A 26,938-nucleotide genomic window follows, 5' to 3' on the forward strand; every position below is an offset into this window, starting at 1 on the left:
CCATGCTCACCCTGATCCTCTCCGGGCTGCGGCACCGGACCGCCGCTCTGCTCTCCATTGCGGTCGCCGCCTTTCTCGGTTCCGCGCTTATTGTTATGTGCGGGGCGATGCTGGAGACCGGTATCCGGCTTTCGGCACCGCCGGAGCGCATCGCCGCGGCGGATCTGGCCGTGATCGGCGATCCCAGCTATACGCTGCTGAACCGGGACGGCGAAGACACCACCGACCAGCGCCCGTTCCCCGAACGGCACCGGCTTTCCGCCTCAGCACCCCAGGAGGCGGATCCCATCGACGGCGTACGACAACTCGTCCCCATCAGGTTCCACGAGTCCCTGGCCCAGAGTTCCGCCCGGACACTGCCGCTCACCGGACAGAATTGGGCGTCCATCGGCGTCAGCGGGATCGACCCCGTTCCCGCCGAAGGTCCCGGTGCCGGCGAAGTCGTACTCACCACCGCCGCCGCTCGGGCACTGGCCACCGCCGAAGGCGGCGAGCTGCTCCTGACCGTGGAGGGCCGGACCCTCAGCGTCCGGACTGCCGCCGTCGTCGGCGGACCCGACGCACCGGCGACCGTGTTCCTCAGCGACGAAGACTCCGGCAACGGCGAGCCCCTGGATGCCCTGGGTGTGGTGCTGGCCCCGGACGCCAGCTTTCCCGCCGTCCGCGCCGCACTGCAGGAGGAGTTGGGCGAGGTGCAGGTGTTGGCCGGTGATTCCCGCGGCGCAGCAGAAGACCCGGCGGTACCGGCGGCCCGCGTCCCGGCCATCGTGGTGGGAGCGGTCACCGGAGGGATTGTCCTGACGGTGCTGGCCACCGTCATCTCCGGAATCGTCAGCTTGTCCGTCCGTCAGCGCAGCCGCGAGATCAGCCTGCTGCGAGCCACCGGCGCAACCGGGCGCCAGGTCCGCCGGCTCCTGGTCGGCGAAGTCATGGCCGCGGGTTTTCTGGGCAGCCTGCTCGGACTCATCCCCGGCCTGCCGCTGGCCCAGGCGCTGCACCTGGCAATGCAAAACGGCGGCGCCCTCCCCGGGGGACTGCAGCTGAGTTCCGGCCCCGTTCCCCTGGCCGCCGCCGTCGTCGTCACCTCCCTGGTTCTCTGGCTGGCAGCGGTACTGGCCGTCCGGCCGGCCCGCCGTGCCCGGCCGGTCGACGCGCTGCGTGAAGCGGACCTTTCCCCGGCCCGAATCGGTGTGGTGCGGTGGACAGCGGGGGTTCTCTTCGGGCTTGGCGCCGTTGTGCTGGCCGTCATTACCGCCCTGATGCCGCCCGCCCTGCTTTCCGCCACCGCAGGACCAGCCGTGCTTGCCGGGACCATCTCTGCCGCGCTCCTCGCACCGGCATACCTGCGCCTGGGCACGGCCGCACTCCGACCGCTGGCCGACAGCCACCGGCGGGGACTGCTTCAGCTCGCCCGGACGAGCCTCCGCTCCCGCACGGCGGCGCTCTCCACCGTCACCGGCGCTACCGCACTGGTGTTCGGCCTCGGCGCGGGCAACCTCGTGTCTGCCTCGATGCTGACGGCCGCTGCCGCCGACGCCCAGATCCAGACGATCACGGCCGACGCCGTCGTGACCGGCACTGCCGGGTCGGTCGCCGAACGTGCCGGCGGGATCGCGGCCCTGCCCGAGGTGGACGCGGCTACCCCGTTCATGGAATCCGCCGGCTGGATCGAACGCCCGTACGACGGCTCGCACCGTGACCGCCCCTGGCCGGTGCTTGGACTCGAGGGGTCGCAGGCGCCGGAGGTGCTTGGCAACCGGCTCGTGGCCGGAGACTTCGCCGACCTGACGGAATCCGCCATTGCGCTGCCCGCCGGGACAGCGGCCGACCTGGGCGTGGCGATCGGAGACACCGTCGGCTTCCGGTTCGGCGACGGTGAGGGGGCGGACCTGCGGGTAGCCGCGACTTACGAGGACCGGCCGGGCTACGGAAACCTGCTGCTGCCCGCAGAACTTCTCGCTGCCCACACGAGTGCCCGCGCGCCGGGTGCCCTGCTGATCAGTGCCAGCGACGGGACCGGGCCCGAGTCTCTCCTTCCGGCCGTGCAGGGTGCAGTGTCCGGCCAGCCGGCTTTGGCGGTGGGGGACCGCGGTGCACTGGAGGCTTCCCTGCAGGAAGGGCTCAACATCAATGCCCTCATCAACGCCCTGCTGCTGCTGGTGGTCTTGGCCTATGCGATGGTGGCGGTCACCAACACCGTTGCCGTTTCCACTTTGGGCCGCCGCCGGGAGCTGGCCATGCTGCGGCTGAGCGGTGCCACCCGCGGGCAGGTGCGGGCCCTGCTGCTGACCGAGACGGCCATCTGCGCCGCCGTCGGAATCGGTGTTGCGCTTGTGGTGGCATGCGCCGCGATCCTGCCCACCGCCGTCGTCGTCGGCGCCAGTCCGCTCGCCCCGCTGCCGCTGGCGATCCTCGGCGGCCTCGTTGGTGCGGTGCTGCTGACGACACTGCCCATCACGGAGATCGCGGCGCGGCGGGCCATGGGTGGAGGGCTCGGTGCCACGGGCAGCGCCCCGTGAGCAGCCGGCGCCGCGGATGCGGCAGGGTCCGTTTCGATTCGAGTGTTGCTGCCCGCCACGGCACTGGTGTGGGAAATGGCCCCGGCGCTGGTCACGCTGACCTTTAGCCGCGGCCCGCCTGTTTCCACGGCAGATCGCCGTCGTCCAGGACCGGGTGAAGCGGAATCATGACCACCGGACGGTGTTGATGGTGGGAAAGCTGCACGGCCACCGCGCCGGTAAAAAACTCCTCCACCGAACCGCGGAACCCTGCTTCGCGGGTGCCGACGACAATCAGGGCCGCATCCAGCTCGTCTGCCAGTCTGCCGAGCTCCTTGGCGGGACCACCTGCCACGGCCCGGACGGACCAGCTGACCGGCAATGGATCCAGGACTCCGGCGATCTCTGCCCGCAACGCGGGATTAAACTCCTGGGTCTGTTCCGAAGGGAGATCGGGGTTGACGGGCGTGGAAACCACCGATCCGTCGGGTTGCTGCCCAACCTGGACGCTGGAATCGTCAACATGGGCACAGACCAGGTCCGCGCCCAACTGGGCGGCCAGCCCGGCAGCGGCTTCGACCACCGCCGGGGAGGTACCGGGCACTACGCCCACCAGGACCTGAGGCTTGGGGTTGGCCATGATGCTCACTCCTTCGGATGGGTCGGCCGGAGCTGTATGGCCACCGTGTCACACCCCTCCGGATTTGTGCACAGGCTGCTGGAGAAGCCGCTCCGTCAGGGGACGGATCGGTCCCAGATCAATTGCCCCGCTGCCGGCGGCGCGCTCGTGGGCGGCCGGCAGGACGGCACCATGCGCGCGGCGGAGCGCCTCCGGATGCCCGGTTTCGAGAGCAGCGAGGCCGGTGAGGAACCACAGCACTTCCAACAGCAGGTCATGCGGAGGTTCCGGCACGACGTCGAGGGCCGCGCGTGCCTCGACGCGGCGGCCGCTCCTGGCCAGGAGCAGTGGACGCACCCACGGTTCATACGGCCCGAAGTCCCCCTCGGGGAGCTCGGCGCCGTTCCGGACGGCGGCACTGAGCTGTGCCAGTGCGGGCAGGCCGGTCCGGAAGCCGGGCATCTCGGTTCCCGCCAAGGGCGGCGGACCCTGCCGGAAGGTCCAGCGGAACCAGCCGGTAAACACCGTGGCCAGAGCCCGGTCGTGGCGGGCGGCGAGGGCATCGATGAGATCCGCTTCCCGGGCAGCTGCATCAATATCATTGAGGGCACAGAGCGCCTGCATCCGGACCAGTCGGCCCTGGATCTCGAACGTCGGCAACTCGGCTTCCACCGCCACGGCAATGATTTCGGTGCCGATCGCCGCGCGCAGTCCGGCCAGCCCGGCCGTCCCAAAAGTCTGCTGGTAGCGGGCGCTCAGGGCGAAGCACAGCAGGGCCGGATCGTGCAGGCTTCGGGCAATCCGTTCCGCCTCGACCGCTTCCGCCAGCCGGTCCGCAGAGCCGCGGGACTCCATGGCGATGGTGGCCAGCAGCCGCGCCCGCACCCGCGCCGACCCTCCGGGCGGCAGGGCCGCCAGTGTCCGCACGGCCGCCGCAACCACCGCCGCCGAGGACACTGCATCATCCGCGCGGGTCCAGCTTCCGGGCACCTCAAAGCCGCCGATGACCCGCGCGGCGAGCTCCGGATCGCCGGACTGTTCCGCGGCCGCGATGGCGGCCAGCCGCTGCTCTGCCGCGGACCGGACCGAGCCGGAGACCGCCAGCACCGGAAGCAGCCGGGCGACGCCTTCCAGCTGGGCCCGTTCCCCGGTTTCCGAAGCGGCGGCAACGGTCCGCGCCAGAAGCGAGCCGCCGCCGTCGTCGGGTGCGGCCTCCAGGGCCGGATCGTGGCGCAGGATGCGCTGCTCCAAATCGGCCAGCCCGGCCCCGGGGTCCAGCCCCAGGTCCTGTCGCAGGATGCTGCGGGCACGCGAGATCAGGGCGAGGGCGTCCGCCTGCCGCCCCGTGCGGTAAAGCGCCAGCGCGAGCAGCCGCCAGCCTTCCTCCCGCCAGGGATGCTCGCCGATGTGTGCGTCCAGCAGGGTGAGGACCTCCTGCGGGCGGCCGAGTTCCAGCCGGGTATTCGCCAGCTGTTCCACCGTTGCTGCGCGCAGCTCCGCAATCCGAGCCCGTTCGGCCGCAGCCCAGGGGCGGGCATGGAACTCCTCGAACGGACTGCCGTGCCACTCCGCCAGAGCCGCCGCCAGCACCGGCTCGCGAGCGTCCAGGCCCAGGTCTCCGGCGCTTCGGAGGCGCTGTTCTGCCCGCCAGAGGTCGACGTCGTCCGGTGCGAGGCGCAGCGCGTACCCGCCGCCGGTGGTGACCAGAGCAGCCGGGGGAGTGCGGGGCGGGCGGTCCGGTTCGAGGATCCGGCGCAGTTCGCCGATGAAGGTGCGCACGGCACCCACCGCGCCGGGCGGGGCGTCCTCCCACAGCTCGTCCACCAGCCGGTCGGTGGAAACCGTGCGGCCGCGGGCGGCGGCCAGGAGGCCGAGCAGTTCGCGGTGCCGGGCCTTGGACAGGCGCAGCGGGGTGTCCGCGACCTCGGCGCCGATGGGGCCAAGAACGCGGATCCGCAAGTTACTCACCTGCCGATTCTAGCCGGGGACACCCGCGCTGATCGGGCGCTGATCCGGCGGTGGGACGCTCGTTGTATTCCGCACGTACGCCACGAAGGAGCACCACCCATGGACCTGCAGCTCACCGGAAAAACCGCCTTCATCAGCGGCTCCACCGAAGGCATCGGCTACGCCGTCGCCCGGACGCTGGCCCGCGAGGGCGTGAAGGTGACGCTGAACGGTCGGAACGCAGGGCGGCTCGCGACGGCGGTGGAAGCCCTGCAGCGGGAGGTTCCCGGGGCCACGGTGTCGGGCCTGGCGGCAGACTTTGCCGTGCCCGACGACGTCGAGCGGCTTTGCGCCGAACTGGCCGAGACGGACATCCTCATCAACAACGTGGGACTGTTTGAACTGAAGCCGTTTGCGGAGATCAGCGCCGACGAGTGGCGGCGCTATTTCGAGGTCAACACCCTGAGCGGGGTACAGCTTGCCCGCCGGATGATGCCGGGCATGCTGGCGCGCGGATGGGGCCGGGTGGTCTTCATCAGCAGCGAATCCGGCGTGAACGTGCCGGCGGACATGATCCACTACGGTGCGTCCAAGGCCGCTATGCAGGCTGTGGGCAACGGGCTGGCGAAACTGACGAAGGGCTCCGGGGTGACCGTGAACTCGGTACTGGGCGGGCCCACGTATTCCGACGGCGTGGCCCGCACCGTGGAGGCCCTGGCCGCCTCGACCGGGCAGCCGGTGGAGGCCATGAAGCAGGCGATTATCGGGGCGAACTCCACCTCGCTGCTGGAGCGGTTCATTGACCCCGAGGAGATCGCCGCGATGGTGGCCTTCCTGGCCAGCCCGGTCGCCTCCGCAACCAACGGCGCCGCGGTGCGCGTGGACGGGGGAGTGCTGACTACGGTGGTCTAGCTGAGGCAGACGCCGGGGGCGCAGAGGGTCCGGCGCAGCGGATCAGCTCCCCGGCTGTCCGGGACCCACCACCAGGCAGGTGCTGGAGGCGGTAGCGAGAACCCGCCCCGCGGCGTCGCGCAGGTCCGCTTCAACAAACGCCGCGTTGCGCCCGGCCTTGGTCACCCACCCATGGGCGGTGACGGTGCCCGTGTCAGCAGTGGCGGACCGCAGGAAGGACACCTTGAGTTCGAGGCTGGTATAGCCGACGCCGGCAGGCAGCGTCGAGTGCACCGCGCAGCCGCACACCGAGTCCAGGACAGTGGCGAAGAAGCCGCCGTGGACGGAGCCGATCGGGTTGTAATGCGATTCGTCGGGCTCCGCCGTCATCACCACGTCGCCCTCACTCACGGTGACGATCTGCAGGCCGACGTGGCTGCTGATTGGCGGGCCGGGAACTTCTCCGGCGGCCATGGCCTGCAGATGCTCCAGTCCGGTTCGTGAGAATACGCGCCTGACGTCCCGTTCAGCGGGGGAGTACTCCAGGGTTTTTGAACGCATTTCGGCAGCGGGCATCGTCTCTCCTTGAGTGGTGGCCGGCAGGGGTCCCCTGACACTGTAATGCAGGTCACTCATCAGGGTGCACACCGGGGGCGGCGACACCTGGCAGTCCCAGCCGCGGCAGCGGCCAGGGAAGCCTGCGTTTTCACATCGTCCGGCGGCCGCTTAGCGTTGCCTCCGTGCGCCGGATCGCGGACGGTGCCGACGACGTCGTGCTTGGCTGCCAGAAGTTGCGCGACGACGTGCGCGCCCGTGCGGCCGTGCGCGCCGATGACGACGATGCGTGCACCCCGCTCCTCGGCGGCGTGCTCACCTCGGTGCTGTAGTTGCCGGCTAGGTGGCAGGAATGACAGGAACGCCGTCGCCGGGTCCATGCTTGACGAGCGGGCCTGACATTGCGCCGACACGGGTACCTTGCCCGGTCGTGGCGGCCATGACCAGCACACCGAACACGAAGCCTGAATACCGCCACAGCTTAAACAGGCCAGCCTTCGGTTCGGCCTGCGCGCCGGGCCCGACAGCCGATACAAAGACATCGTTGGCCTCGTCGCCACTGGCAGTGAAGGTCACCCGGCGCTCGAATATCTCCGACTCGAAGCGGGCGCGCAGCTCAACGACGAACTCACCGCCGATTTCCACGTCAGGATGGATAACACGCCCGTCCCCTAAGGAGACTTCATCTGCGTGCTTCAGGGTTCCGTCCGGCTGGCGGACGAATACCGTCGCACGGCCTTCCCGAACCTTGCCATCTTTTGCCCATGGGACATCATCACGCGGATAGGATCCCAAGGTCACCTCGTCTGCATTCACAACGCGCGCACCTTTCGAAGTCAGTGGGCATAACGATACGACGGTTGTCGAGGTCCGATTGACACATGTCATAACACCGCAGGCCGTGCAGGCCCGGTCTCATAGGCTCCGAAGCCGGCAGGCGACCTCTGTGCAAAGATATGTTTGCAAATAAACCTTTGCAATGGCATGCTGGCTCCATGACCGCAGAATCAGTGTCCCAAAAGCATCCGGCCCGCGACGGCGACCGCATCCTCGACGGCCCGGTGCTCAAAGCCCTGGCCCACCCGCTCCGGGTGCAGCTGCTGGACATCCTTTCCCAATACGGGCCCCAGACTGCGAGCAGCATGGGCAAACGGCTCGGTGAATCCAGCGGAGCCACCAGCTACCACCTCCGGCAGCTGGCCCGGCACGGTCTGGTCCGCGAAGTCGAGAACCGAGGCTCGGGCCGGGAGCGGTGGTGGGAACGCCCGCGCGGCGCTCTGACCGTCAACACCTCCATGTCCGAACAGGACCCGGCCGTCCGCGAGGCGGCCCGGCAGGTCAACCGGCACTTCGTCCAGGGGCGTGCGGAGGCGCTGGCTGCGTTTACCGCGAGCAACCCGTCCGACCTGCCGGCCGAGTGGGCGGATGCCGCCATGCTGGGCACGCTCAATGCCCAGCTCACCGCTGACCAGCTCCGGGAGTTCACCCGCGAGATGGAAGTGATCCTGCGCGAAAAGCTCGACGCCTACCGGAGTGAGCCCGGAACGCCGGGAGCTCGCGCCGTGCAACTGCACTTCAACGCTTTTCCGCTTATCGATTTCCAGGAGCAGTCATGAGTTCAGCAAGCCTCGGGTACTACCCGCCCGTCACCGTTCAGGCAGGACTCACCTCCCGCGCACTGATCCGTCTCGGCACCGCATTGATTGCTGCCGGCTCCCGGCTGTCCTGCCCCGAGGAGCACGGAGTGGCCCTCTTCAGGGAGCACCTGGAACGCCGGACGGACGCGCAGGCCCGAGCCCACAGCGGCCTGCGCCCGCTGCTGTAACGCCGCGGTGCGTTTAGACGGCGATGCTGCCCCGGGGTGCTCTAGCTGCCGTAATGTACTGATCATTCATTCAGGGGGGACACCACATGGCATGCAACGGCTGCAGCACAGCGTCAAAGCTGGATTTCGATTTCAGCATGGCGTTCCAGCCCATCTACGACGACGCCGCCGGCCGTGTGTGGGGCTACGAGGCTTTGGTGCGGGGAGCGTCCGGCGAAGGCGCCTACGAAGTCCTGTCCAAGGTGTCCCAGGAGCAGAAGTACCGCTTCGACCAGGACTGCCGGGTCAAGGCCATTGAGCTGGCCTCCCGGCTGTTTCCTGCCGGCGAGGAGCTGATGCTCTCCATCAACTTCATGCCGAAGGCGGTCTACGAACCCGCCGCCTGCCTCCGGGCGACCCTGAATACCGCCCGGCGGTATAACTTCCCGATGTCCTCGATCATGTTCGAGTTCACCGAAAACGAAGAGGTGACGGACACCGCGCACCTCACCAACATCATCACCGAATACCGCAAACACGGGTTCACCACAGCTGTGGATGACTTCGGCGCCGGACATGCGGGGCTGGGCCTGTTGGTGGACTTTCAGCCGGACCTGATCAAAATCGATATGAAACTCGTCCGGGGAATCGACACCAGCCCGGCCCGTCAGGCCGTCCTGGCCGGCATCGTCGGTATCGCGCGGGACCTGGACATCACCCTGCTGGCCGAGGGCATCGAAACCGAAGCGGAGTTCCTGCAGCTTCGGAACGCCGGAATCCGCCTGTTCCAGGGCTACTGGTTCGCGAAGCCCGCTTTTGAAGAACTTCCGCAGGTGCGGTTCGGGGCCGTACCGGAGGCCGGCGCAGCCGTCTAGGAACAACTCACCCTCCCCGGCCGGTGGCCTCCCGGCGGGAGCGTGGTTATATGGCCCCATGTCTTCCCGACCAGCGGTGTGGCCTGCCGTTCACACCGAGCGCCGCGCCCTCATTGGCGATCTGGAACGGCTCACCCCGGAACAGTGGGCCCGGCCTTCGCTGTGCCCGGGCTGGGACGTTCACGACGTCGTCGCCCATCTGGTGGATTCCGCCAAGACCACCCGGCTCGGCTTTGTCCGCGGAATGATCGCGGCCCGGTTCGATTTCGATAGGGCCAACGCGTCCGGCATCGCCAGGGAACGCGCCGCGACGCCGGACGCCACTCTGGCTGAATTCCGCCGGGTCAGCGCGCTGAGGAAAACCCCGCCGGCGGCTCCGGCCACGCGCCTGGTGGAAGCCGTTGTGCACGGGGAAGATATCCGGCGTCCGCTGGGACTGGTGCGCTCCTACCCGGTGGAGGCTGTCACCATTGCCCTGCGGTATCAGCTCACCCCCGGTGCCGCCCTGGGCGGCGGGAAGGAACGCGCCGCCGGATTCCGGCTGCATGCGGCGGATTCCGGGCTTGACCACGGGTCCGGGCCGGAGGTCCTCGCCGGGTCCCTGGCCCTGCTGATGGCCGTGTCCGGACGCCCGGTGGGCGCGGAGGAGTTCACCGGGACCGGTGCCGGGGATTTCCTGCACGCGGTGGCCGGGGGAAGGGGCTAGGGAAAAGGTTCCCGCAGCCCGTGGAGCTGTATCCCTGTGCCCCGGCACCTCCGCTACCCGCCGTGTTCTAGGAGTCCTCGGCGTCAGGCGTCATGATGCGGGGGCATCAGTTATGGGGCTCAGAGGCCTCATAGCGGTACGCGTGCCGCAGCTTCTGTATCTGCTTTTGACCGGTGAAGAGGGCCAGCCCGGCTACTGCAACGCACACCATCGCTCCTACGGTATGCAGAGCTGTGGGTTCCCGAAGCAGCAGGATACCGAGGCCCGCAAAAACAGCCGCCGCCAGTCCTGTCTGGAACCGCCACCAGCCGGTTCCCCGCCGGACGGCCGGGTGATTTCCTGCATCCATGTGATTCCTTTTCAGCCGCGTGATGGGACGCCGGTCAGTAAACACCAGCCCGCAGACCAAGACCAGCGTGGGCGCACAGCCCCCTCGTGCGTCAGAGGGGCTCCGGACCGGCACCGGCGGAACCGGCGGCAGCAATCCGCGCAGCGAACCCGGCGAGCGAGTCCCGGAACGGGTCGGGGCCGAGGACGGTAAACGGCGCGTCGAAACGCAATGCCCAGGACAGCAGCCCGGCCTCCGACCAGGAGCCGATGCGCACCCGGCAGGCGGTCTCGGAGACCTGCTCCAGCTCACCGTCCCCCAGCCACGGGGCAATCGCGGCGGGAGGAAGTTCAATGAGCAGCTCGCCGTAGCAGGGCCAGTCCTCACCGCCGGCGGAGCCCTTCAGCCGGGCGGTGAGGAACGCGGCGGCACCCCCGGCGGGGACCGGCCGCGGCTCAAACACCGACCCGGCCGGGATCTTGGGCGCCATCTTATCCAGCCGGAAGATCCGCCACTCCGATCTCTCCAGATCCCAGCAGATCAGGTACCAACGGCTTCGCCGGGCGACGACGGCGTGCGGCTCCACGCGCCGGGGCGGCCCGGACTCGTCCCCGCCGTAGTCGAAGCGGAGGACCCTCCGTTCCCTGACCGCGGTACTGACCGCTTCGAGGACCTGCGGGTCCACCTGCGCGGAGGCGCCGCCGGCATCCGTGAACCGGATCCCCTCTACCCGGTGCCGCAGCCGCGAGGGCATCACCTGCTTCACCGTGGTCAGCGCCCGGGCGGCGGCGTCGTCCACATCCACCCCGCTCGACGGGGCGCCCTGCAGCGCGACGGCGATGGCAACGGCCTGCTCGTCATCAAAGAGCAGCGGCGGCAGATCCGTGCCGGCGGCCAGCCGGTAGCCGCCGTCGGGCCCCTTGACGGCCTCGATGCTGTAGCCCAGTTCCCGGAGCCGGTCCACATCGCGGCGGACCGTCCGCGAGGTGACCTCCAGCCGCTCGGCCAGCACCCGTCCCGGCCAATCCCGGCGGGACTGCAGCAGCGAGAGCAGGGCGAGCATCCTTGACGAGGTTCCAAGCATGAATCGAGTATGCGCGCAGTAGAGGACACTATCTGTCCTCTACCGGGTTCAGTCTGGTCTCAGAGCCGCAAAACAGCGGCCGTTACACGGACAAAGGACAGATCCCATGAGCATCTCCACCACCACCCACCTGAACTTCCGCGGCACGGCGGCCCAGGCGCTGGAGTTCTACCAGTCGGTCTTCGGCGGCAGCATCACGTCCGCCACCTACGGGGACTTCGGCATGCCCAAGGAGGTTCCCGGGGCGGACAAGATTGTGTTCGGCCAGCTTGAAGCCCCGGACGGCTTCCGCCTGATGGCCTATGACATCCCCGGACAGGACGGCACCGATGCCGCCGAGACGGCCGGCAGCACCCGCCGCGACAACGGCACCACCATCACGGACCGGACGTTCTTCCAGTCCCTGCGCGGCCAGAACCTCGAAGAAGTGGAGAAGCTCTGGGGCGCACTGGCCGACGGCGCGCAGGTCATCGAACCGCTCGCCGCCTCGGCGTGGAGTCCGGGGTTCGGGATGCTCACGGACCGTTTCGGCGTGACCTGGGTGGTCGACGTCGAAGCCCCCGGCAGCCGCTGATCCGCCGTCCTCCGCCGTTCCCGGGCGCCGAGGCGCCCGGGAACCTTGTTACAGTGGCGCGATGCGAACGCGTCCCTACAGCGAAGTCGATGTCTTCTCGAAAGAGCCCTATCTGGGTAACCCACTGGCGGTGGTGCACGATGCCGCCGGACTCAGTGCGGAGGAGATGCAGCGCTTCGCCGCCTGGACCAACCTCTCGGAAACCACCTTCCTTCTGCCCCCGAGCAGCCCGGAGGCCGACTACCGGGTGCGGATCTTCACCGGCAGGGAAGAACTTCCGTTTGCCGGGCATCCGACACTGGGCTCAGCCCGGGCCTGGCTGGACGCCGGCGGGCACCCCCGGGTGGAGGGAACAGTGATGCAGGAGTGCGCCGCCGGGCTGATCCCGGTCCGGGTCGAGGAGGACGCGCTGGCGTTCGAGGCGCCACCGCTCACCCGGTACGAGCCAGTGGACGAGCCGCTTGTTGGCAGGTTGGCCGAGGTCCTGGGTATTGCCCGGGAGGAGATCCTGGATACCTCGTGGCTGGTGAACGGTCCGCAGTGGATCGGAGTCCGGCTGGCCTCGGCCCGGGAGGTCCTGGGCCTGCAGCCCGATCCGGGGAAGGCGGGCGATCTGGAAATCGGTGTGGTGGGACCGTACGACGACGCCGGTGAGGCTGACTTCGAGGTGCGCGCCTTCGTGGGCGGAGACCCGGTGTGGGAAGACCCCGTAACGGGCAGCCTCAATGCCGGCCTCGGGCAGTGGCTCACCGACACTGCCGGGGCCACACCGCCCTACACGGCGTGGCAGGGAACCGGCCTCGGCCGCCGGGGCCGGGTCCGGATCACCCGGCGCGACGGGAAAATCTGGGTGGGCGGCGCGGTCACGACCTGCATCGAGGGAACCGTCCGGCTGTAGCCACCGGGTCGCCGGGACTGCTGCCGGTACCAGTTGCATGCATTGCAAGATACCGGTACCGTGCAGTGCATGACACCTACCGCTGAGTCCATTCTGACTCAACTCCGCAAAGGCACCGTGGACTACTGCGTCCTCGCCTGCCTGCGGTCCGGGCCCGCGTACGGGCTGGAAATCGCCGAGCGGCTAGGGGAGGGGGACGTGCTGTTTGCCAGCGGTGGCACCCTTTACCCGTTGCTCTCACGGCTGCGGCAACAGGGATGGGTGACCACCACTCTGGAGCCGTCACCCGTGGGGCCGCCCCGCCGCTACTACCACCTCACCGATGAGGGCCGCACCGCCCTGCAGGTCTTTAGCAGGACCTGGCACCCATTCGCTGCAGACGTCACCACCATGATTAAGGAAAACTCATGACCACCACTGAACCGATGCCGGCACTGCTGGAGGCATACTTCGCCGATCTGGACCGCGCCCTGATCGGAACCGACCCGCGCGAGCACGCTGAGACCGTCCAGGCAATGCGCGAGGATGCCGCCGAGATGCTTAGCCGGGACGGTGTTTCGGAGCAGACCGCTGAGCGCATCATCGCCGGGTTCGGCCCCGTGGAGCAGATTGCTGCCGCGGCCACGCCCGCGCCTGCCGCCCCGTCTGCTCCCGCATCCGCCGCGCCGCGTTCCTGGCACGACATCTGGCTGTTTACCGGATCGATCCTGGGCTTCGTGTTCTACGTATTCCCGTTTATCGCGGTCGGCATGCTTGTGTGGGCGCTCCTGAGGCGGCGGCAGAATACCGGGAACCGGTCACTGCAGAAGGCGGCCCTTTGGGTGTCTGCCGCAGCAGCGGTGTTCTCCGTCGGGATATTCATCATCCGCCTCGGCGGCCTGCTTACCTGATGCCGAAGTCGTAGCCGCCCTGGCTGCGCCCGAACCGCTCCCGCAGGAAGTTGCCCGTGGTGGTCAGGTCCGCCGAAGAGCGGCGGTGCCGGCTGGCATGCAGCGTGTTGGCCTGCCCGGACAGGAGCTCAAGCTGCTCAACGAGTTCCTGGTTGGGGGTCCTGCCAGTGGCCTGTTCGCTGTTGACCATGCTGGCCGGGATGGCCAGGTAGCTCCGCAGGACGCTGGGCAGGTAGTCCCGCACGGTGGCGGAGAGTTCATACTCGAATTCAGGATCGCCCAAGGGCTCGCGCGCTTCGGCTTTGATCACCGAATCCAACGTCCGGCAGGTTTCCAGCACACTGGCATACGCCTGCTCCGGAAGGCGGTTCCGGTTCCGCTTCGCCAGGGAAGCAGACCACGACAGCGCCTGAGACAGCCCCTCTGTTGCCGCCGACTGCGTTGCCGCCGATGCCTCCGTCGCGGCCGGGTCGCCTGGCTGTCCTGCATCCGGGGGAGGGGTCATGCCGAAGGGCCGGAATCCGCGGGCTCTCGGGTGCAGCCACAGGTCCCGAAGGTGATAGGACCGCATGCCGGAGACGGCAATGATCCCAAGGACCACAAAGGTGCCGAAAAGGAACGAGGTGGCACCAGCGGTGACGGCCAGGATGCAGGCGACATAGAGGGCGCCTTCGAGAATCACTTTGACGTTTTTCCTGCGGATGCCGATCATCAGGACCAGCAGCGGCAGGAAAGGAAAGAAGAAGACCGCGACGGCCACCTTGAAGATGTTCTCCAGAGTTAGACGAGACATCATGATCCTCTCGTGAGATGACGGCCATCAGGGCAACCGTCTTCTCCCGCGCGCACGGGTGGCGGCCCTGTGTCCAGCCTCAAATCCAGTCTAGCCGCGAGGCTGGATGCATGGGTGGGTACGGACCGTCTGTTCGCTCCCGGCATCTCCCGCCCGGTTCAATGGTGTGCGCTTACGAAGAGGAGACGGCAGCCGCTGCCGGAAAGCGGTGATCTTAGAAGGGGGCGGTGCCGGACCTGTCGACAAACGTGCCGGTGGGGCCGGAACCGCCGCGGGTAGCCAGCTCCACGATGGCGTCCGTTCCCTCGTGAATTGTCTGGGTGCCCTGCCGTCCGTTGAAATCAGTGGCGGTGTAGCCCGGGTCCGCAGCATTGATCCGGAGCTCAGGGAAGGCCTTGGCGTACTGCACGGTCAGCATGGTGACGGCGGACTTGGAGGAAGTGTACAGCGGCATCACCACGGTGGACTCGACACGCTCCGGGTCGTGCGCAAAGCCGAAGGAGCCCACTCCGCTGGTGACATTCACAACCGTTCCCTCGGTGGACGCGCGCAGGAGCGGCAGGAAAGCATGCATCATGCGGACAATGCCCACCACATTGGTGCCGTACACCGCCTCTGCATCCGCTGCCGTCAGGTCCTCCGCCTGGGCGAAGGGTCCGGGAATGCCAGCGTTGTTGACCAGGACGTCCAAGCCGCCGGCAGCTGCCACGGTCTTGGCGGCGGCCTCCACGGAGGAATCATCGGTGACATCGAGTTGGACGAATATGCCGCCGAGTGCTTCGGCCGCTTCCCGCCCGCGGATTTCATCGCGCGCCCCCATCCAGACGGTATGCCCCGCTTCGAGGAGACGGCGTGCTGTTTCATAACCCAGGCCTTTGTTGGCGCCGGTGATCAGTGTTGTTGTCATGGCCCTAGTCTTGACCCGCTGCGGACCGATGTCGTGGCACGGACCAGCATATGGACTGTCAGTGCCACCCAGAACCGGTGTGCGGCTGGCAGACTCTCTCCATGCAGGATTCTGACTTGGGTGCCCTTCTCCGTTCCTGGCGCGACCGCCTGCAGCCGGCGGACGCGGGCCTGTCCGTCTACGGGTTCCGGCGGGCGCCGGGGCTGAAGCGGGAGGAGCTGGCCCAGCTGGCAGGTGTCAGTGTTGATTACCTGGTGCGCCTCGAGCAGGGCCGCGCCCGCCGGCCCTCCGCCCAGGTGGCGGCGGCACTGGCACGTGCGCTGCAGCTGAGCGACGCCGAACGCTCCCATCTCTTCGAGATTTCCGGGCTGCTTCCGCCCGGCCCCGGAGAAGTTCCGACGCATATCCCGCCCGGCGTGCAGCGGCTGGTGGCGCGGCTCGGCGAAGTGCCGGTGGCCGTATTCACTGCCGCCTGGGACCTGCTCTCCTTCAGTCCGCTGTGGGCGGCCCTTCTCGGGGAGCCCACCCCGGCAGACAAGGGCCGTCCCAATCTCCTGCGCTCGCACTTTGCCGGGAGAACGCTGGGCAGCAGCGGAATCCGGATCATCTGTCCGGAGGGCAGCCTGGAGATTTTTGAAGCCTCCCTGGTGTCGGACCTGCGCCGTGCCCGCGGACGGTACCCACATGACCGCAGGGTGCAGGAACTGATTGCTGAACTGACTGCATCCAGTCAACGGTTCCGTGCACTGTGGGACAGCGGAACCGTCAGCGAGCACCAGTCCGAAAGGAAAGTGGTGCAGAACGCCGTCGTCGGGGATGTGGAGCTGGACTGCGACATTTTCACCGTGCCCGGCACGGACCTGCACATTGTTGCCTACACCGCGGCGGCCGGATCCGAGGCGGCAGGAAAACTCGATTTCCTGCGCGTATCGGCTGTCTCGGCGGCACTTCAGCTGGACGGTTGAGCGGAGGCAAGCCCGCCGGCGTTCCCTCCGGGTTTGGTTCCTGCGGCCGGTGGGACGGCGGGTTTAGGGAGTAGTTGCGCCCTGCCGGCCCCAATAGGCGCGGGCATCCATACCGACGGCGTCATAGCCGGGATGGCCGGTAAAGCGCTCCTGGGCACGGGCAGTGCGCAGCAGCGGCGAGGACGCCGAAGCCTTTCGGTCCCGTCGCTTGCGCACCAGCTCCCGCGGGCCGGACTCATGAACGTAGACACCGGCCAGGGCCCCCGCCTTGCTGATCAGCATGCTCGCGCCGCTGGGCATGGCGGGGCCGTAGTAGAGCAACCACCCCGCCACGGTCAGGATCTCTTCCAGCGTCTCCGACGGCGCCTCCCACGCCCAGTCCGCAGCCGCCTCTTCACCGTAGGAGAGCAGGTCACTGACTATCGATCCCCGTGAAGTACTGATCGTCATCCGTATCCCCTTTGTCATGCCTTGCCTCTTGAGTCCGAGTGCTATGCCACGTGCAGAGCTGCCGGGCAGCAGAAAGCCGGGCCGCCCTGGGGGCTGCCCGGCTTCGCTGTGAAGATTGGTGCGCGAACGGCTGCTACTTCTGCTCGTCGTCCTTGTTGCCATTCATGGCGTCTTTGGCCTTCTCCTTGGCCTGGTCCACCTGCTCCGGGTGATCCTTGGCCGCGTCCTTTGCCTTGTCCGCCATTCCGCCCAGATCTGCCATGGGATTCTGCCTTTCCTCACTAGGGGCCGAGGCGTATGCAGACTGCCCCGGTTGGGTAGCACCCATCCTGCACCCGGGCGCCGCCGAGCGTAACCCCTGTCAGGTATGCCCGCGGAGGGGTGACACCTTGACTAGGCGCTTTCCTCCGCCACGCGGATCAGGATCTTGCCGGTGGTGCCGTTCTCGACGGCGTCGTGCGCCGCCGCAGTATCCTCCAGCGGGAACCAGGTCAGCGGCAGGCCGGCGGCCGCACCCACCGGCAGGGCGCCGTCGCGCAGCGCAGCGGTGATGTCCTCGGCTGCAGCGTGCTGGGCCGGCTCGCCAACGGTGTAGATGAGCACACCCTGCCAGCGGACGTTCTTGGCGAAGCTGGCCACGATGGGAGCGGTGAACTCCTCGCCGTTGTTGTTCGCGTAGTAGGCGATGCTGCCGTGGTTGGCGATCACCTCCACATCGAGGGCCGCGTTCTGCGCGGGGGACACCTCCACAATGGAGTCCACGCCGTCCGGGGCGATTTCGCGGATCCGGTCCGCTTCTGCGTCATCGGGGTAGCGGACAATGTGGTGGGCTCCGGCGGCGGTGGCCAGTTCGGCCTTCGCGTCGCTGCTCACCGAGGCGATCACCGTGGCACCCGCCCAGACAGCCAGCTGAATTGCCGCGTGCCCGACGGCGCCGGCACCGCCCTGGACCAGGACCGTGCGTCCGGCGAGGGCGCCGGGGGAGAGCCGGGCGGGACCGTTTTCATGGACGGTCAGCGCGCGGTGCGCCGTCATCGCGGGTACGCCGAGGCTGGCGGCGACGTCGAACCCGATGCCTTCGGGCAGTTTCACCGCGCGGTCCGCGGGGAGGACGGTGAATTCCTGCGCGGTGCCGGTGGGCCGGCCGTGCGCCGCGAGGTAGATCCACACCCGGTCACCGGGCTGCAGCTCCATGACCCCGTCGCCGACGGCGTCCACGGTGCCGGCGCCGTCCTGGTTCGGCACCACCTCGGGGAAGGGCGGTTCCCCTGCGGCGCGGGCCTTCCAATCGGTGGGATTCACGCCGGAGATGGCGACGCGGACCCGCACTTCACCCGGACCGGGCGCGGCGACGTCGCGCTCCGCGAGTGACAGGACGGACGAGGGACCGGTGGCGGAGTACACGATTGATTTCATGGGCGGTACAAGTGGAGCGGCCGGCAATCTATTCCCCCGGACATAAATCGTTTTCACCCGTCGCGGAAAGTCTCATGACCCGTTAGCCTGACAGCTATGTTGACCGGCCCGGGCAGCCCGCGCGGGGAGACCCGGGCACGCCGAAGTGCCAGGGTTCCCTTCCGCAGTCATGTCTGGGATGCCTTTGACGACCTCATGGAACGGGAAGCTGATCTGCCAGCGGTCCTGGAACGCGTGGCCCTCATACTGGGGCGGGGCGTCGGGCTGTGCACACCGGACGGGATGAGGCTCACGGCCGGCCCGGACGGCGTGGTTCGGAGGGAAGAGGGACCCGTTCCTGCCGGTGCCCGTCAGCTCCCGGACGGTCTGCGGGTGTGGCTGGAGGGGGAACCTTGCGGGCAGGAAGACCTGCTCCTGCGGCGGCTGGGGGTAACCGTCAAGGCAGCACTACGCCAGCCGGTCCGGGTGGCCCTTCCGGCAGCGGAGGTGGTCTTTGACCCAAGCCGCCGCCCTGACATCCGGCTCAATGCGGCCAGGGAACTCGGAATATCCGAGGATGGACTGCTGACCGTCATCGGTATCCGGGGGCCTGCCGAGGGAGTGAAGGACCTGGCCGCCCGGATTGGAGGAACCGCCTCGGTGTTGTGCGCCTACGATGACGGGAAAGCGCTGATTCTTGCCGCTGCCGGCGCAGCGGAGATGTTGCCGGGTCTGGCCGTACCCATAGGCGTCCGGGCGGCGTTCTCACGCGATGTCCATGTCCTGGACCTGCCGGCAGCTCACACGCAGGCACTTCTGGGACTGCGCTATGCCCTGCCGGCAACCCATGACAGTGCCCCGTATTCGACGAGCGAGGCAGTGCTTGTGGAGACCGAGATGCTGGGTGGGTATGCCTTACTGCCGAGGTGCCTGACCCGGGAGCAGATTGACTCGGTTGAAGACGTCCACGTCCTGGACAAGTTGTGGGAGGCCCACGGGCCGGACATGCTGAGGATCCTGGAGGCGGTCGCTGCCACGGATTCCGTCCGGCAGGCGGCCCGTTCGGTCTACCTGCACCACAACTCGGTCGCCTATCGGGTTGAACGCGCCGAGCAGGCCCTGGGCTTCACCATCACCGAACCTTACGGGCGGACCCGGCTCTTCATCGCTTTGTGTCTGCGCCGCGTCCGCGACTCCGCTGACCTGGAGACCTTCAGCACCTAAGGCCGGCGGACTCCTCAAACCGCCAGATGGCGTGCCCCGGAGCGTTTGTTGAGCCACTTGGCCGAAGACGTGCGCCCCGGGTTCGATAGAGACTGATGGGCACCAGAAAGCCTGGGCCGGCAATGACGCCGGAAAAGGACGGAGTGTCCCGATGACTGAATCGGACGGGCAGGCAACCGATTATGACGCCGTGATTGTCGGCGCAGGGTTCGCAGGCATGTACATGTTGAAACGGCTTCGGGATGACCTGGGGCTGAGGGTACGGGTCTTTGAACGGGGCGAAGGAGTTGGCGGAACCTGGTACTGGAACCGGTATCCGGGAGCACGGTGCGACGTTGAATCGCTGTTCTACTCCTATTCCTTCTCGCCGGAGCTGCAGCAGGAATGGCAGTGGACCGAGCGTTACCCCACCCAGCCGGAGATTCTGCGGTACGCAAACCACGTGGCGGACCGCTTCGGGCTTCGCCCCGACATCGCTTTCTCCACCTCCATCGACACCGCAGAATATGACGAAGCCCGGGATCGCTGGACGGTGCACACGGATGACGGGCTCGTCACCACCGCGCAGTACCTGATTACCGCCGTCGGCTGCCTCTCCGCCTCCCGCGTGCCGGACTTTGAGGGCATGGAAACTTTTCGCGGGCCCACCTACCACACCGGCCGGTGGCCCCATGAGGAGGTTGACTTCACCGGCCGCCGGGTGGCGGTGATCGGCACCGGATCCTCGGGGATCCAGTCCATTCCGGTCATTGCCGCCCAGGCGGCCCATGTCACGGTATTCCAGCGGACACCGAACTTCTCGGTGCCGGCGGTGAACGGACCGTTGAGCGCTGCGGAGATCGAGCAGACCAAGGAAAACTATGCCCAGCTGCGGCAGGCGGCACGGATCTCTCCTACCGGAACGAACCCCCCGGCCCCCATCGGCAGCGCGCTTGAGCTGCCGGAGGACGTTCGCACCCGGGAAATGAACGAGCGCTGGGAATACGGGGGTGCGGGATTCCTGTCCGCATTCGTCGATACGGGGGTGAATGCCGAAGCCAACGAGGTAGTGGCGGAGTTTGTGCGTGAACGGATCCGCGAGATTGTTGAGCGCCCGGAGATCGCCGACCTCCTGGTGCCGCGGGACCATCCGATCGGGACGAAGCGGATCTGTGTGGACACCGACTACTACGCGACCTATAACCGCGACAACGTCACCCTCGTGAGTGTCCGCGAGACGCCGATTGAGCGGATCACCGAGCGTGGCGTGGTGGTGGCAGGGGAACTCTACGAAGTGGACGACATTGTCTACGCCACCGGTTTCGACGCGATGACAGGCCCGCTGAACGCCATCGACATCCGAGGGTTGGACGGGGTGGCCCTGCGGGAGAAATGGGTAGCCGGGCCCCGCACCTATCTGGGCATCGCCAGCGCGGGGTTCCCCAACCTCTTTATGATCACTGCCCCGGGCAGCCCGTCGGTGCTGAGCAACATGATGGTCTCGATCGAACAGCACGTGGACTGGATTACCGACCACATCGCGTACGCCCGGGAACACGGCGTCACCAGGACCGACGCGGATCCGACGGCGGAGGAGAACTGGGGGGACCACGTCAACGAGGTGGCCAATATGACCCTTCATCCCCGCGCAGCGTCCTGGTACATGGGTGCCAACATCCCCGGTAAGCCCCGGGTCTTTATGCCCTACATCGGCGGGGTCGGCGCCTACCGGCAGCTGTGTGACCAGGTTGCGGCGGATGGTTACCGGGGCTTCAGCCTCACAACATCCAAGGACGTACATTCCTCCCGGCAGGCAGCTTCCCAGGCCCCGGTGCCTGCCGAATCCTGATCATTTGCACCTCCCTACAGAACGAAGGACACCATGACCCTGAAACCCGCTTCAATCAGTTCCCGGCACCTCATCGATCCCGAAATTGTCGAGCTGCTCGACGTTTTTCCGGTCCTTAACCTCTCGGCCGAGACGCTTCCGAGCGTCCGCGAGATGATGGGCGCCCCCGTGGAGGGCGCCCCGGACCCCGCTGAGCTCTTCCCCGAGGTGACGACAACGGAGCACTTCGTCCCAGGCGCCGAAGGCGACCCCGATGTCCGGGTCCTCTACTACGAACCCAGGAACAAAACGACGACGCCGTCCGCGGCCATGGTGTGGATCCACGGCGGCGGGTATGTCCTAGGATCGGCCGACGCCGATGAGATTCTCTGCCGCCGGATTGTCACCGAGACCGGCGCTTCCATAGCCTCGGTGGACTACCGGCTGGCGCCCGAGACCAAGGCGCCCGGGTTGGTGGAGGACTGCTACGCAGCACTCCGATGGCTCCACGGCAACGCCGACGAGCTGGGCATCGACACGGCACGCATCGCCGTGGGCGGTGCCAGCGCCGGCGGCGGACTCGCAGCCTGTCTGGCGATCCTGGCCCGGGACCGCGGAGAATTTCCCATCGCCTACCAGCTGCTCATCTACCCGATGCTGGATGACCGCACGGCCAGCACCCGGGACCCGCACCCCTACGCCGGCGAGTTTCTCTGGACCCCGGGGGACAACCGGTTCGGTTGGGCTTCGATCCTTGGCCACGAGCCGGGAATCGAAGGCGTATCGCCCTATACAGCCGCTGCCCGGGTCGAGAGCGTGGAGGGGCTGCCGGCAACGTTTATCAGCGTCGGCGCCCTCGATCTGTTCCTGGAAGAGGACATCGACTATGCCCGCCGGCTGATCTCGGCCGGTGTGCCCACCGAACTGCACGTTTATCCCGGCGCCTACCACGCCTATGACATGAACGCGCAGGCCCAGGTCACCGGCTCCTACTTCCGGGACTTCCTGGGCGGACTCAGCCGGTCATTCAAGGGGTAGCTGCGCCAGCTTGAACTGCGGCGGTCCGGCTTCGGCCGGGCCGCCGTTGTGCGGCACCCCGCCGTCCGCCTGCAGCTGGCCTGCCAGCCCGCGTGGCCGGCCGGCCAGCTGCGTGCGTTGTGCGGCTGGTTAGCGGCTGAAGCGCTCGCGGACCAGCCCCGCCAGCTGCCGGAGCTCGCTGACCCGCAGCAGCCGCAGCATGCCCAGGTAGACGGCCAGCATCAGCACGCCGCCCAGCGCCAGCACCACCACGGAGTTGAACTTGGACTGCCAGAAATAGCCGGAGACATCGTTGGCGCCGAACATCTGGCACAGGGCGGCGCCGGCAGCGGCTGCCGTCAGTCCGGCGAGGGCAAGCCGGACGTGAACGTCGAAAACATGTCCGGCCCCGTAGGGTCCGATGGCGCGGGTGAGGAAGAGGTGGCTGACGACGACAGCAATCACGTTGCCTACGGAGTAGGCGGCCGCGAGGGTCGGCACGATGTAGCGCGGGTCCAGCATGCCTGCCGTCAGGGCAAGGGCCACCCCCACAGCGGACAGGATCAGCTGGATCTTCAGCGGTGTCCGGACGTCTTCGGCGGCATAAAAGACCCGGGTGAGGAAGAAGTTGATGCTCAGGAACGGCGCACCCACGGCGAGGATGGCAATGATGGTGCCGTTGAGGGTGGCTACCTCGGGGGATTCGCTGAAGAGCATGCCGAGCGGGGCGGCCAGCGCCAGCAGGGCGGCTGCGCCGAAGACCGTGGCGACGCCGGTGAACCGCAGGCCGCGGGAGAGCACCGCCCGCACCGCGGCCAGATCCCCGTTCGCGGACGCGGCGGAGAGCTGGTTGAACATGATGGTGGCCAGGGACAGGGCTATGACCGCGTGCGGAAGCTGGTACATCAGGACGCCGGTGTCCAGGTTGCTGGAGCCGGCAATCTGAACCGGGGGATCCTGTGCCAGCAGGCCTTTCCGCGCGTCGGAGGCGATGGTGGCGATGCGCAGGTTCACGAAGTACAGGCCGTTGCCCACCAGCATCGTGATGATGGTGACGGAGGCCAGCCTGCCGGTCCGGCCGAGCCCGGTCCCGCGCAGCCCGAATCTTGGTTTCAGGCCCAGCTTCAGCCGTTTGAGCGGAACGAGCAGGACCAGGGCCTGCACAGCCACGCCGAGGGTCATCCCGCCTGCCACCAGGAGGGTCTGCGGGGAAGTCCAGGTCTCGGGCGTGTGCTCCTGCGCCCGTTCACCGCCCATCACCACCAGGAACACCGTCAGAAACACGATGGAGACAACGTTGTTCACCACGGGTGCCCACATGTAGGGACCGAACGAGCAGTTGGCATTCAGGATCTGTCCCACCACCGCATACATCCCGTAGAAGAAGATCTGCGGCAGGCACCAGTAGGCAAACAGGGTGGCCAGTTGCAGGCGTTCATTGGTGAAACCGGTGGTCAGATCAACGATGAGCGGCGCGGCGAGCGTCGCCAGGACGGTGAGGACCAGCAGCACGGTGGCAGCGAGGGTCAGCAGCCTGCTGACGTAGTCCGCTCCGCGGTCCGGCTGCCGGCTGGCCCTGATGATCTGGGGAACCAGGACGGCGTTGAAGACACCGCCGGCAACCATCAGGTAAATGAAGTTGGGCAGGCTGTTCGCGGAGTTGAACGGATCCGAAACCCCGCCCGCCGTGCCGATGGCAGCGGCGAGCAGCGCCGTCCGGATAAGGCCGAGGATCCGGGAAGTTACCGTGCCGGCAGCCATCACGGCACCGGCATGGACAGTAGACCCTGTTTCCACGGCACCGTCGACGGCGGCGGGGGCCGTGTCCGGCTGCGGGGCGGGGGCTGCGCTCATATCGGTTATCGTTTCACGCCGTCGAACGGTAGCCTCCCGGCGCGGTGAGGGCAGGAAGGGGGAACGCTAGCGGACGGGGTCCTCGCCGGCCCAGGCAACTTCGTAGAAGCGCGGGGACAATGAATCCAGCAGCAGCGAATACGCCTCCGGTTCCAGGGCCTGCGCCGAGTCTTCCGGTGCGGACGGGGCAAAGGCGGAAACGCCCAGTCCGGCGGAATTGTCCTTCAGGCTCAGCCCGGCGGCTTCGAGCAGCGTCGGGTACATGTTCAGCTGGTCGACGCCGGAGCGCGGCGTGCCGGTTCCGCCCGGAATCCAGATCCGGTTGTAGATGGTGCGGTTGGGGTGGTGATCGAGCTGTTCATGGAAGGCGTCACCGGCGCTCATGTGCTTGAGGTGATCGCCCATGATTACCACGGCGGTGTCCTCGAGGTACCCCTGGGCCTCCATGTACTCCACAAAGCCGGCTACCTGCGTGAGCGAGCAGGCGAACACGGAGGTGACGGCGCTTTCCGTGTCCACGTCGCAGTAGTCGTACACGTGCACCGGCTCGTGGGTGTCCAGGGTCAGCACGGAGAGGTTGAAGGGCTGTCCGGTGCTTTCCGCCTGGGCGTGCAGCTCGTCCACCTGCTCCTTGGCGTGGGCCATCAGCCGCTCGTCGCTCAGGCCCCAGTCCTTGCGGAAGTTCTCTTCGGGTTCACCGGAAGCGCGCCACTCGTCGAGCCCCAGCACCTCGGAGTAGCCGTGGCTGGACAGGAACGTTTCCTTCGCGGCGAACGAGGAGTTGGCGCCGCCCAGGAAGACGCTGGTGTAGCCGTTCTCCTTCAGGACATCGCCCAGGCAGGTGGTGCCGCCCAGGTAGGTGTCAACGTCTTCGCCGAGTTCGTTGGTGGCGCTGCCGCCGCCGAGGCCCGAACCCTTCAGCGGAATGCCGCACTGCGTGGAGACAATGCCGGCCATGGTCCAGCCCCCGCCGTTGTACTGCTGCAGGTTTTCCACGCTCTGCCAGCCCTCTTCGGCCGGGGTGGCTTCCTTGAGGGGAACGAAGGCGTCCTTCTCGAAGAGCTGGTCATCGGCGAGGGTGGCCTCGCCGGATTCGAGGTAGATGGTCACCAGGTTGCGTTTGTTTTCCGCGCCGGTGACGTTGGGCTTCGCGTAGTAGTCCTGGATGTCGTAGGGGGAGTTGGCGGCCTTGATGTAGTCGCCGACCCCCACCGTGGTGGCGAAAGCCGTGGTGCCGCCGACGACCACCGCGCCCACCAGGACCGTGGAGATGCTGCGCATGACCCACCGGGAGCGGGGGGATGTCAGGTGCTGGCCCCGCGCGCGGTGCTTGCGGCGCCGGGTGTGCTGCCAGTAGGCGACCGCCAGGGTGATGAGCACGGGCAGGACGCCTATCCCCAGAATGCCCATCCAGACAATGGAACCGCCTCCGCCGTCGGTTTCCACCGAGACGAGGTTGAGGAGCATCTGCCCCACTGTGATCTCGCCCCAGAACATCCGGATGCCGATGGCAGCGATGAGGAGGGTGAGGCCCAGCCAGATAAGGATGTAGACAAGCAGATGTCCCACCACAACGCCGCCCCGTCGGGCGACGTGAAGATTCCGGCCGGACATGGCTACACCTTTCGTTCTGGATACGCCTTTTCCAGGGCACCCTTGACATTCACCCGTTCTCGGGTCATAGAAGACTAATACCGTTAGGGTACCCGTTCAACATGATGGTTCGTTTAGTAACCAGTTGCACACCCGTCCATTGCGTTTCACCAGCGTCTCACCAGCCGCCGCGGGTGGGCGTATGCCCCTTCCGCGCCTCCTCCGGCATGGCCATCTCGGCCCGCAGGCCCAGCAGCCGGATCGGGCGGCCGGGCTCGATGGCACGGGCGAGGTCGAGCGCCCGGTTCAGGACTTCGCTCCCGTCACTGGTTTCGGGGATTTTCCTCGCGTGCGTCTTGGTGGTGAACGGTGCGTAGCGGACCTTCAGGGTCAGGCCGATCACCGGCCGGCCTTCGGCGTCAACGTCTGTCAGTACATTGGCGGCCAGTTCGCGTACGGCCTCCTCCACCTGTGCCGCCTCGGTCAGGTCCTGCTGGAAGGTGGTTTCGCGGCTGTGCCCGCGGGCTACCCACGGGGTGTCGTCAACGGTGCCGGCACCGTCCCCGCGGCCCAGCTCCGCGTACCAGGGGCCCATCCTCGGGCCGAACGCCGGCACCAGTGACTGCGGATCGGCGGCGGCCAGCTCGGCGACCGTGCCGATGCCCAGTTTTGCCAGCCGGGCGGAGATTTTCGCGCCGATGCCCCAGAGCTCCTTCGTGGGGCGTCCGCCCATGACCTCCAGCCAGTTTTCCGCGGTGAGGCGGAAGACGCCGGCCGGTTTGCCAAGATCGGTGGCGTTCTTCGCCCGCACCAGGGTGTCCCCAATGCCGACACTGCAGTGCAGCTGCGTCTGTTCCAGGACTGCTGCCTGAAGATTCCGGGCGTAGGCCTCCGGATCCGCGGTGGTTACCCCCACAAAGGCTTCATCCCACCCCAGGACCTGCACTACGGCGCCGGGCTGGGCGCGCAGGGTGGCCATCACGACGTCGGACGCCGCCAGATATGTCTCGGCATCCACCGGCAGGATGACGGCGTCGGGCACCTTCCGGGCCGCAAGCCGCAGCGGCATGCCTGATCGCACCCCGAATTCCCGCGCCTCGTAGGAAGCGGTGGAGACGACGGCGCGTTCAGCGGGATCGCCCCGCCCGCCGACGATGACCGGCCGGCCGGCCAGTTCGGGGCGCCGGAGCACCTCGACCGCCGCGATGAACTGGTCGAGGTCAACGTGCAGCACCCACGGGATTGAACTCACCCGCCCAGTGTG

At 67.6% G+C, this 26,938-nt stretch carries 28 protein-coding genes; 15 read left to right on the forward strand and 13 right to left on the reverse strand.

The window, feature by feature from the left end:
- Nucleotides 1-2 precede the first annotated feature (2 nt).
- Nucleotides 3-2,519, forward strand: coding sequence for an FtsX-like permease family protein (locus tag AC5RTS_RS08450; protein ID WP_493991624.1), 2,517 nt, complete (start codon nt 3-5; stop codon nt 2,517-2,519).
- Nucleotides 2,520-2,622: 103 nt separating this feature from the next.
- On the opposite strand, the gene AC5RTS_RS08455 is transcribed toward AC5RTS_RS08450, so the two are convergent.
- On the reverse strand, nt 2,623-3,138 hold the full coding sequence (locus AC5RTS_RS08455; RefSeq protein ID WP_493991625.1) for a universal stress protein: 516 nt from the start codon (nt 3,136-3,138) through the stop codon (nt 2,623-2,625).
- Between the two features lie 48 nt (nt 3,139-3,186).
- Nucleotides 3,187-5,085 (reverse strand): AfsR/SARP family transcriptional regulator, encoded by a 1,899-nt coding sequence (locus tag AC5RTS_RS08460; RefSeq protein ID WP_493991626.1) that lies wholly within the window; start codon nt 5,083-5,085, stop codon nt 3,187-3,189.
- Between the two features lie 99 nt (nt 5,086-5,184).
- Here AC5RTS_RS08460 and AC5RTS_RS08465 point away from each other — a divergent pair, with 99 nt between their 5' ends.
- Nucleotides 5,185-5,976 (forward strand): SDR family NAD(P)-dependent oxidoreductase, encoded by a 792-nt coding sequence (locus AC5RTS_RS08465; protein ID WP_493991627.1) that lies wholly within the window; start codon nt 5,185-5,187, stop codon nt 5,974-5,976.
- A 42-nt stretch (nt 5,977-6,018) separates the two neighbouring features.
- Here AC5RTS_RS08465 and AC5RTS_RS08470 read toward each other — a convergent pair whose 3' ends face one another.
- Complete coding sequence (locus AC5RTS_RS08470) at nt 6,019-6,531, reverse strand: PaaI family thioesterase (protein ID WP_493991628.1); 513 nt, start codon at nt 6,529-6,531, stop codon at nt 6,019-6,021.
- Nucleotides 6,532-6,695: 164 nt separating this feature from the next.
- Here AC5RTS_RS08470 and AC5RTS_RS08475 point away from each other — a divergent pair, with 164 nt between their 5' ends.
- Nucleotides 6,696-6,842, forward strand: coding sequence for a hypothetical protein (locus AC5RTS_RS08475; RefSeq protein ID WP_493991629.1), 147 nt, complete (start codon nt 6,696-6,698; stop codon nt 6,840-6,842).
- A 7-nt stretch (nt 6,843-6,849) separates the two neighbouring features.
- On the opposite strand, the gene AC5RTS_RS08480 is transcribed toward AC5RTS_RS08475, so the two are convergent.
- Nucleotides 6,850-7,326, reverse strand: coding sequence for a hypothetical protein (locus AC5RTS_RS08480; protein ID WP_493991630.1), 477 nt, complete (start codon nt 7,324-7,326; stop codon nt 6,850-6,852).
- 179 nt (nt 7,327-7,505) lie between these two features.
- On the opposite strand from AC5RTS_RS08480, the gene AC5RTS_RS08485 reads away from it, so the two are divergent.
- From AC5RTS_RS08485 to AC5RTS_RS08500, 4 genes are all read left to right on the forward strand, one after another.
- Nucleotides 7,506-8,126, forward strand: a complete 621-nt coding sequence (locus tag AC5RTS_RS08485) for a helix-turn-helix domain-containing protein (RefSeq protein ID WP_493991631.1) — start codon at nt 7,506-7,508, stop codon at nt 8,124-8,126.
- Nucleotides 8,123-8,335 (forward strand): hypothetical protein, encoded by a 213-nt coding sequence (locus AC5RTS_RS08490; RefSeq protein WP_493991632.1) that lies wholly within the window; start codon nt 8,123-8,125, stop codon nt 8,333-8,335. Before AC5RTS_RS08485 ends, AC5RTS_RS08490 begins: the two co-directional genes overlap by 4 nt.
- A gap of 86 nt (nt 8,336-8,421) precedes the next feature.
- Nucleotides 8,422-9,189 carry an EAL domain-containing protein gene (locus AC5RTS_RS08495; protein ID WP_493991633.1) on the forward strand — a complete coding sequence of 256 codons (768 nt, stop codon included), beginning with the start codon at nt 8,422-8,424 and terminating at the stop codon, nt 9,187-9,189.
- Between the two features lie 58 nt (nt 9,190-9,247).
- A complete protein-coding gene (locus AC5RTS_RS08500; protein ID WP_493991634.1) occupies nt 9,248-9,895 on the forward strand; it encodes a maleylpyruvate isomerase family mycothiol-dependent enzyme in 648 nt (215 codons plus the stop codon).
- A 440-nt stretch (nt 9,896-10,335) separates the two neighbouring features.
- On the opposite strand, the gene AC5RTS_RS08505 is transcribed toward AC5RTS_RS08500, so the two are convergent.
- Nucleotides 10,336-11,307: a helix-turn-helix transcriptional regulator gene (locus AC5RTS_RS08505; protein WP_493991635.1), complete on the reverse strand. Its 972-nt coding sequence runs from the start codon at nt 11,305-11,307 to the stop codon at nt 10,336-10,338.
- A 106-nt stretch (nt 11,308-11,413) separates the two neighbouring features.
- Here AC5RTS_RS08505 and AC5RTS_RS08510 point away from each other — a divergent pair, with 106 nt between their 5' ends.
- The 4 genes from AC5RTS_RS08510 to AC5RTS_RS08525 all read left to right on the forward strand — a co-directional run bounded on the left by AC5RTS_RS08510 (nt 11,414) and on the right by AC5RTS_RS08525 (nt 13,669).
- The gene (locus AC5RTS_RS08510; protein WP_493991636.1) at nt 11,414-11,881 is read left to right on the forward strand and encodes a VOC family protein; all 468 of its coding nucleotides are present in this window, start codon (nt 11,414-11,416) and stop codon (nt 11,879-11,881) included.
- Between the two features lie 61 nt (nt 11,882-11,942).
- Nucleotides 11,943-12,779, forward strand: a complete 837-nt coding sequence (locus tag AC5RTS_RS08515) for a PhzF family phenazine biosynthesis protein (protein WP_493991637.1) — start codon at nt 11,943-11,945, stop codon at nt 12,777-12,779.
- Nucleotides 12,780-12,848: 69 nt separating this feature from the next.
- Nucleotides 12,849-13,190 carry a PadR family transcriptional regulator gene (locus AC5RTS_RS08520; protein WP_493991638.1) on the forward strand — a complete coding sequence of 114 codons (342 nt, stop codon included), beginning with the start codon at nt 12,849-12,851 and terminating at the stop codon, nt 13,188-13,190.
- On the forward strand, nt 13,187-13,669 hold the full coding sequence (locus AC5RTS_RS08525) for a hypothetical protein (RefSeq protein WP_493991639.1): 483 nt from the start codon (nt 13,187-13,189) through the stop codon (nt 13,667-13,669). Before AC5RTS_RS08520 ends, AC5RTS_RS08525 begins: the two co-directional genes overlap by 4 nt.
- Here AC5RTS_RS08525 and AC5RTS_RS08530 read toward each other — a convergent pair.
- Complete coding sequence (locus AC5RTS_RS08530; RefSeq protein WP_493991640.1) at nt 13,662-14,462, reverse strand: hypothetical protein; 801 nt, start codon at nt 14,460-14,462, stop codon at nt 13,662-13,664. The genes AC5RTS_RS08525 and AC5RTS_RS08530 overlap by 8 nt on opposite strands.
- 214 nt (nt 14,463-14,676) lie before the next feature.
- Nucleotides 14,677-15,369 carry an SDR family NAD(P)-dependent oxidoreductase gene (locus AC5RTS_RS08535; protein ID WP_493991641.1) on the reverse strand — a complete coding sequence of 231 codons (693 nt, stop codon included), beginning with the start codon at nt 15,367-15,369 and terminating at the stop codon, nt 14,677-14,679.
- Nucleotides 15,370-15,470: 101 nt separating this feature from the next.
- Here AC5RTS_RS08535 and AC5RTS_RS08540 point away from each other — a divergent pair, with 101 nt between their 5' ends.
- On the forward strand, nt 15,471-16,334 hold the full coding sequence (locus AC5RTS_RS08540) for a helix-turn-helix transcriptional regulator (RefSeq protein WP_493991642.1): 864 nt from the start codon (nt 15,471-15,473) through the stop codon (nt 16,332-16,334).
- A 63-nt stretch (nt 16,335-16,397) separates the two neighbouring features.
- Here AC5RTS_RS08540 and AC5RTS_RS08545 read toward each other — a convergent pair whose 3' ends face one another.
- From AC5RTS_RS08545 to AC5RTS_RS08555, 3 genes are all read right to left on the reverse strand, one after another.
- Nucleotides 16,398-16,784: a hypothetical protein gene (locus AC5RTS_RS08545; RefSeq protein WP_493991643.1), complete on the reverse strand. Its 387-nt coding sequence runs from the start codon at nt 16,782-16,784 to the stop codon at nt 16,398-16,400.
- Nucleotides 16,785-16,917: 133 nt separating this feature from the next.
- Nucleotides 16,918-17,046: a hypothetical protein gene (locus AC5RTS_RS08550; protein WP_493991644.1), complete on the reverse strand. Its 129-nt coding sequence runs from the start codon at nt 17,044-17,046 to the stop codon at nt 16,918-16,920.
- A 131-nt stretch (nt 17,047-17,177) separates the two neighbouring features.
- Nucleotides 17,178-18,200 carry an NADPH:quinone reductase gene (locus tag AC5RTS_RS08555; RefSeq protein ID WP_493991645.1) on the reverse strand — a complete coding sequence of 341 codons (1,023 nt, stop codon included), beginning with the start codon at nt 18,198-18,200 and terminating at the stop codon, nt 17,178-17,180.
- A gap of 96 nt (nt 18,201-18,296) precedes the next feature.
- Here AC5RTS_RS08555 and AC5RTS_RS08560 point away from each other — a divergent pair, with 96 nt between their 5' ends.
- The 3 genes from AC5RTS_RS08560 to AC5RTS_RS08570 all read left to right on the forward strand — a co-directional run bounded on the left by AC5RTS_RS08560 (nt 18,297) and on the right by AC5RTS_RS08570 (nt 22,248).
- Complete coding sequence (locus tag AC5RTS_RS08560) at nt 18,297-19,403, forward strand: helix-turn-helix domain-containing protein (protein ID WP_493991646.1); 1,107 nt, start codon at nt 18,297-18,299, stop codon at nt 19,401-19,403.
- Between the two features lie 151 nt (nt 19,404-19,554).
- On the forward strand, nt 19,555-21,231 hold the full coding sequence (locus AC5RTS_RS08565; protein WP_493991647.1) for a flavin-containing monooxygenase: 1,677 nt from the start codon (nt 19,555-19,557) through the stop codon (nt 21,229-21,231).
- A gap of 33 nt (nt 21,232-21,264) precedes the next feature.
- Entirely contained in the window at nt 21,265-22,248 is a 984-nt protein-coding gene (locus AC5RTS_RS08570; protein ID WP_493991648.1) for an alpha/beta hydrolase, read from the forward strand.
- A gap of 129 nt (nt 22,249-22,377) precedes the next feature.
- Here AC5RTS_RS08570 and murJ read toward each other — a convergent pair whose 3' ends face one another.
- The 3 genes from murJ to AC5RTS_RS08585 all read right to left on the reverse strand — a co-directional run bounded on the left by murJ (nt 22,378) and on the right by AC5RTS_RS08585 (nt 26,926).
- Nucleotides 22,378-24,081, reverse strand: coding sequence for a murein biosynthesis integral membrane protein MurJ (gene murJ / locus AC5RTS_RS08575; RefSeq protein WP_493991649.1), 1,704 nt, complete (start codon nt 24,079-24,081; stop codon nt 22,378-22,380).
- A 66-nt stretch (nt 24,082-24,147) separates the two neighbouring features.
- Entirely contained in the window at nt 24,148-25,695 is a 1,548-nt protein-coding gene (locus AC5RTS_RS08580; protein ID WP_493991650.1) for an LTA synthase family protein, read from the reverse strand.
- A gap of 157 nt (nt 25,696-25,852) precedes the next feature.
- Nucleotides 25,853-26,926, reverse strand: a complete 1,074-nt coding sequence (locus AC5RTS_RS08585) for a DNA polymerase IV (protein ID WP_493991651.1) — start codon at nt 26,924-26,926, stop codon at nt 25,853-25,855.
- Between the last annotated feature and the right edge of the window lie 12 nt (nt 26,927-26,938).

The organism is Arthrobacter sp. MDT1-49-2, assembly GCF_059090185.1.

What these genes read in the sequence shown, in the direction of transcription:
- AC5RTS_RS08545 (WP_493991643.1), bottom strand. Translation starts at nt 16,784, where the DNA reads ATGACGATCAGTACTTCACGGGGATCGATAGTCAGTGACCTGCTCTCC.
- AC5RTS_RS08570 (WP_493991648.1), top strand. Translation starts at nt 21,265, where the DNA reads ATGACCCTGAAACCCGCTTCAATCAGTTCCCGGCACCTCATCGATCCC.
- AC5RTS_RS08530 (WP_493991640.1), bottom strand. Translation starts at nt 14,462, where the DNA reads ATGTCTCGTCTAACTCTGGAGAACATCTTCAAGGTGGCCGTCGCGGTC.
- AC5RTS_RS08500 (WP_493991634.1), top strand. Translation starts at nt 9,248, where the DNA reads ATGTCTTCCCGACCAGCGGTGTGGCCTGCCGTTCACACCGAGCGCCGC.
- AC5RTS_RS08560 (WP_493991646.1), top strand. Translation starts at nt 18,297, where the DNA reads ATGTTGACCGGCCCGGGCAGCCCGCGCGGGGAGACCCGGGCACGCCGA.
- AC5RTS_RS08535 (WP_493991641.1), bottom strand. Translation starts at nt 15,369, where the DNA reads ATGACAACAACACTGATCACCGGCGCCAACAAAGGCCTGGGTTATGAA.
- AC5RTS_RS08465 (WP_493991627.1), top strand. Translation starts at nt 5,185, where the DNA reads ATGGACCTGCAGCTCACCGGAAAAACCGCCTTCATCAGCGGCTCCACC.
- AC5RTS_RS08520 (WP_493991638.1), top strand. Translation starts at nt 12,849, where the DNA reads ATGACACCTACCGCTGAGTCCATTCTGACTCAACTCCGCAAAGGCACC.
- AC5RTS_RS08505 (WP_493991635.1), bottom strand. Translation starts at nt 11,307, where the DNA reads ATGCTTGGAACCTCGTCAAGGATGCTCGCCCTGCTCTCGCTGCTGCAG.
- AC5RTS_RS08550 (WP_493991644.1), bottom strand. Translation starts at nt 17,046, where the DNA reads ATGGCAGATCTGGGCGGAATGGCGGACAAGGCAAAGGACGCGGCCAAG.
- murJ (WP_493991649.1), bottom strand. Translation starts at nt 24,081, where the DNA reads ATGAGCGCAGCCCCCGCCCCGCAGCCGGACACGGCCCCCGCCGCCGTC.
- AC5RTS_RS08510 (WP_493991636.1), top strand. Translation starts at nt 11,414, where the DNA reads ATGAGCATCTCCACCACCACCCACCTGAACTTCCGCGGCACGGCGGCC.
- AC5RTS_RS08540 (WP_493991642.1), top strand. Translation starts at nt 15,471, where the DNA reads ATGCAGGATTCTGACTTGGGTGCCCTTCTCCGTTCCTGGCGCGACCGC.
- AC5RTS_RS08525 (WP_493991639.1), top strand. Translation starts at nt 13,187, where the DNA reads ATGACCACCACTGAACCGATGCCGGCACTGCTGGAGGCATACTTCGCC.
- AC5RTS_RS08450 (WP_493991624.1), top strand. Translation starts at nt 3, where the DNA reads ATGCTCACCCTGATCCTCTCCGGGCTGCGGCACCGGACCGCCGCTCTG.
- AC5RTS_RS08555 (WP_493991645.1), bottom strand. Translation starts at nt 18,200, where the DNA reads ATGAAATCAATCGTGTACTCCGCCACCGGTCCCTCGTCCGTCCTGTCA.
- AC5RTS_RS08455 (WP_493991625.1), bottom strand. Translation starts at nt 3,138, where the DNA reads ATGGCCAACCCCAAGCCTCAGGTCCTGGTGGGCGTAGTGCCCGGTACC.
- AC5RTS_RS08565 (WP_493991647.1), top strand. Translation starts at nt 19,555, where the DNA reads ATGACTGAATCGGACGGGCAGGCAACCGATTATGACGCCGTGATTGTC.
- AC5RTS_RS08485 (WP_493991631.1), top strand. Translation starts at nt 7,506, where the DNA reads ATGACCGCAGAATCAGTGTCCCAAAAGCATCCGGCCCGCGACGGCGAC.
- AC5RTS_RS08515 (WP_493991637.1), top strand. Translation starts at nt 11,943, where the DNA reads ATGCGAACGCGTCCCTACAGCGAAGTCGATGTCTTCTCGAAAGAGCCC.
- AC5RTS_RS08470 (WP_493991628.1), bottom strand. Translation starts at nt 6,531, where the DNA reads ATGCCCGCTGCCGAAATGCGTTCAAAAACCCTGGAGTACTCCCCCGCT.
- AC5RTS_RS08580 (WP_493991650.1), bottom strand. Translation starts at nt 25,695, where the DNA reads ATGTCCGGCCGGAATCTTCACGTCGCCCGACGGGGCGGCGTTGTGGTG.
- AC5RTS_RS08495 (WP_493991633.1), top strand. Translation starts at nt 8,422, where the DNA reads ATGGCATGCAACGGCTGCAGCACAGCGTCAAAGCTGGATTTCGATTTC.
- AC5RTS_RS08490 (WP_493991632.1), top strand. Translation starts at nt 8,123, where the DNA reads ATGAGTTCAGCAAGCCTCGGGTACTACCCGCCCGTCACCGTTCAGGCA.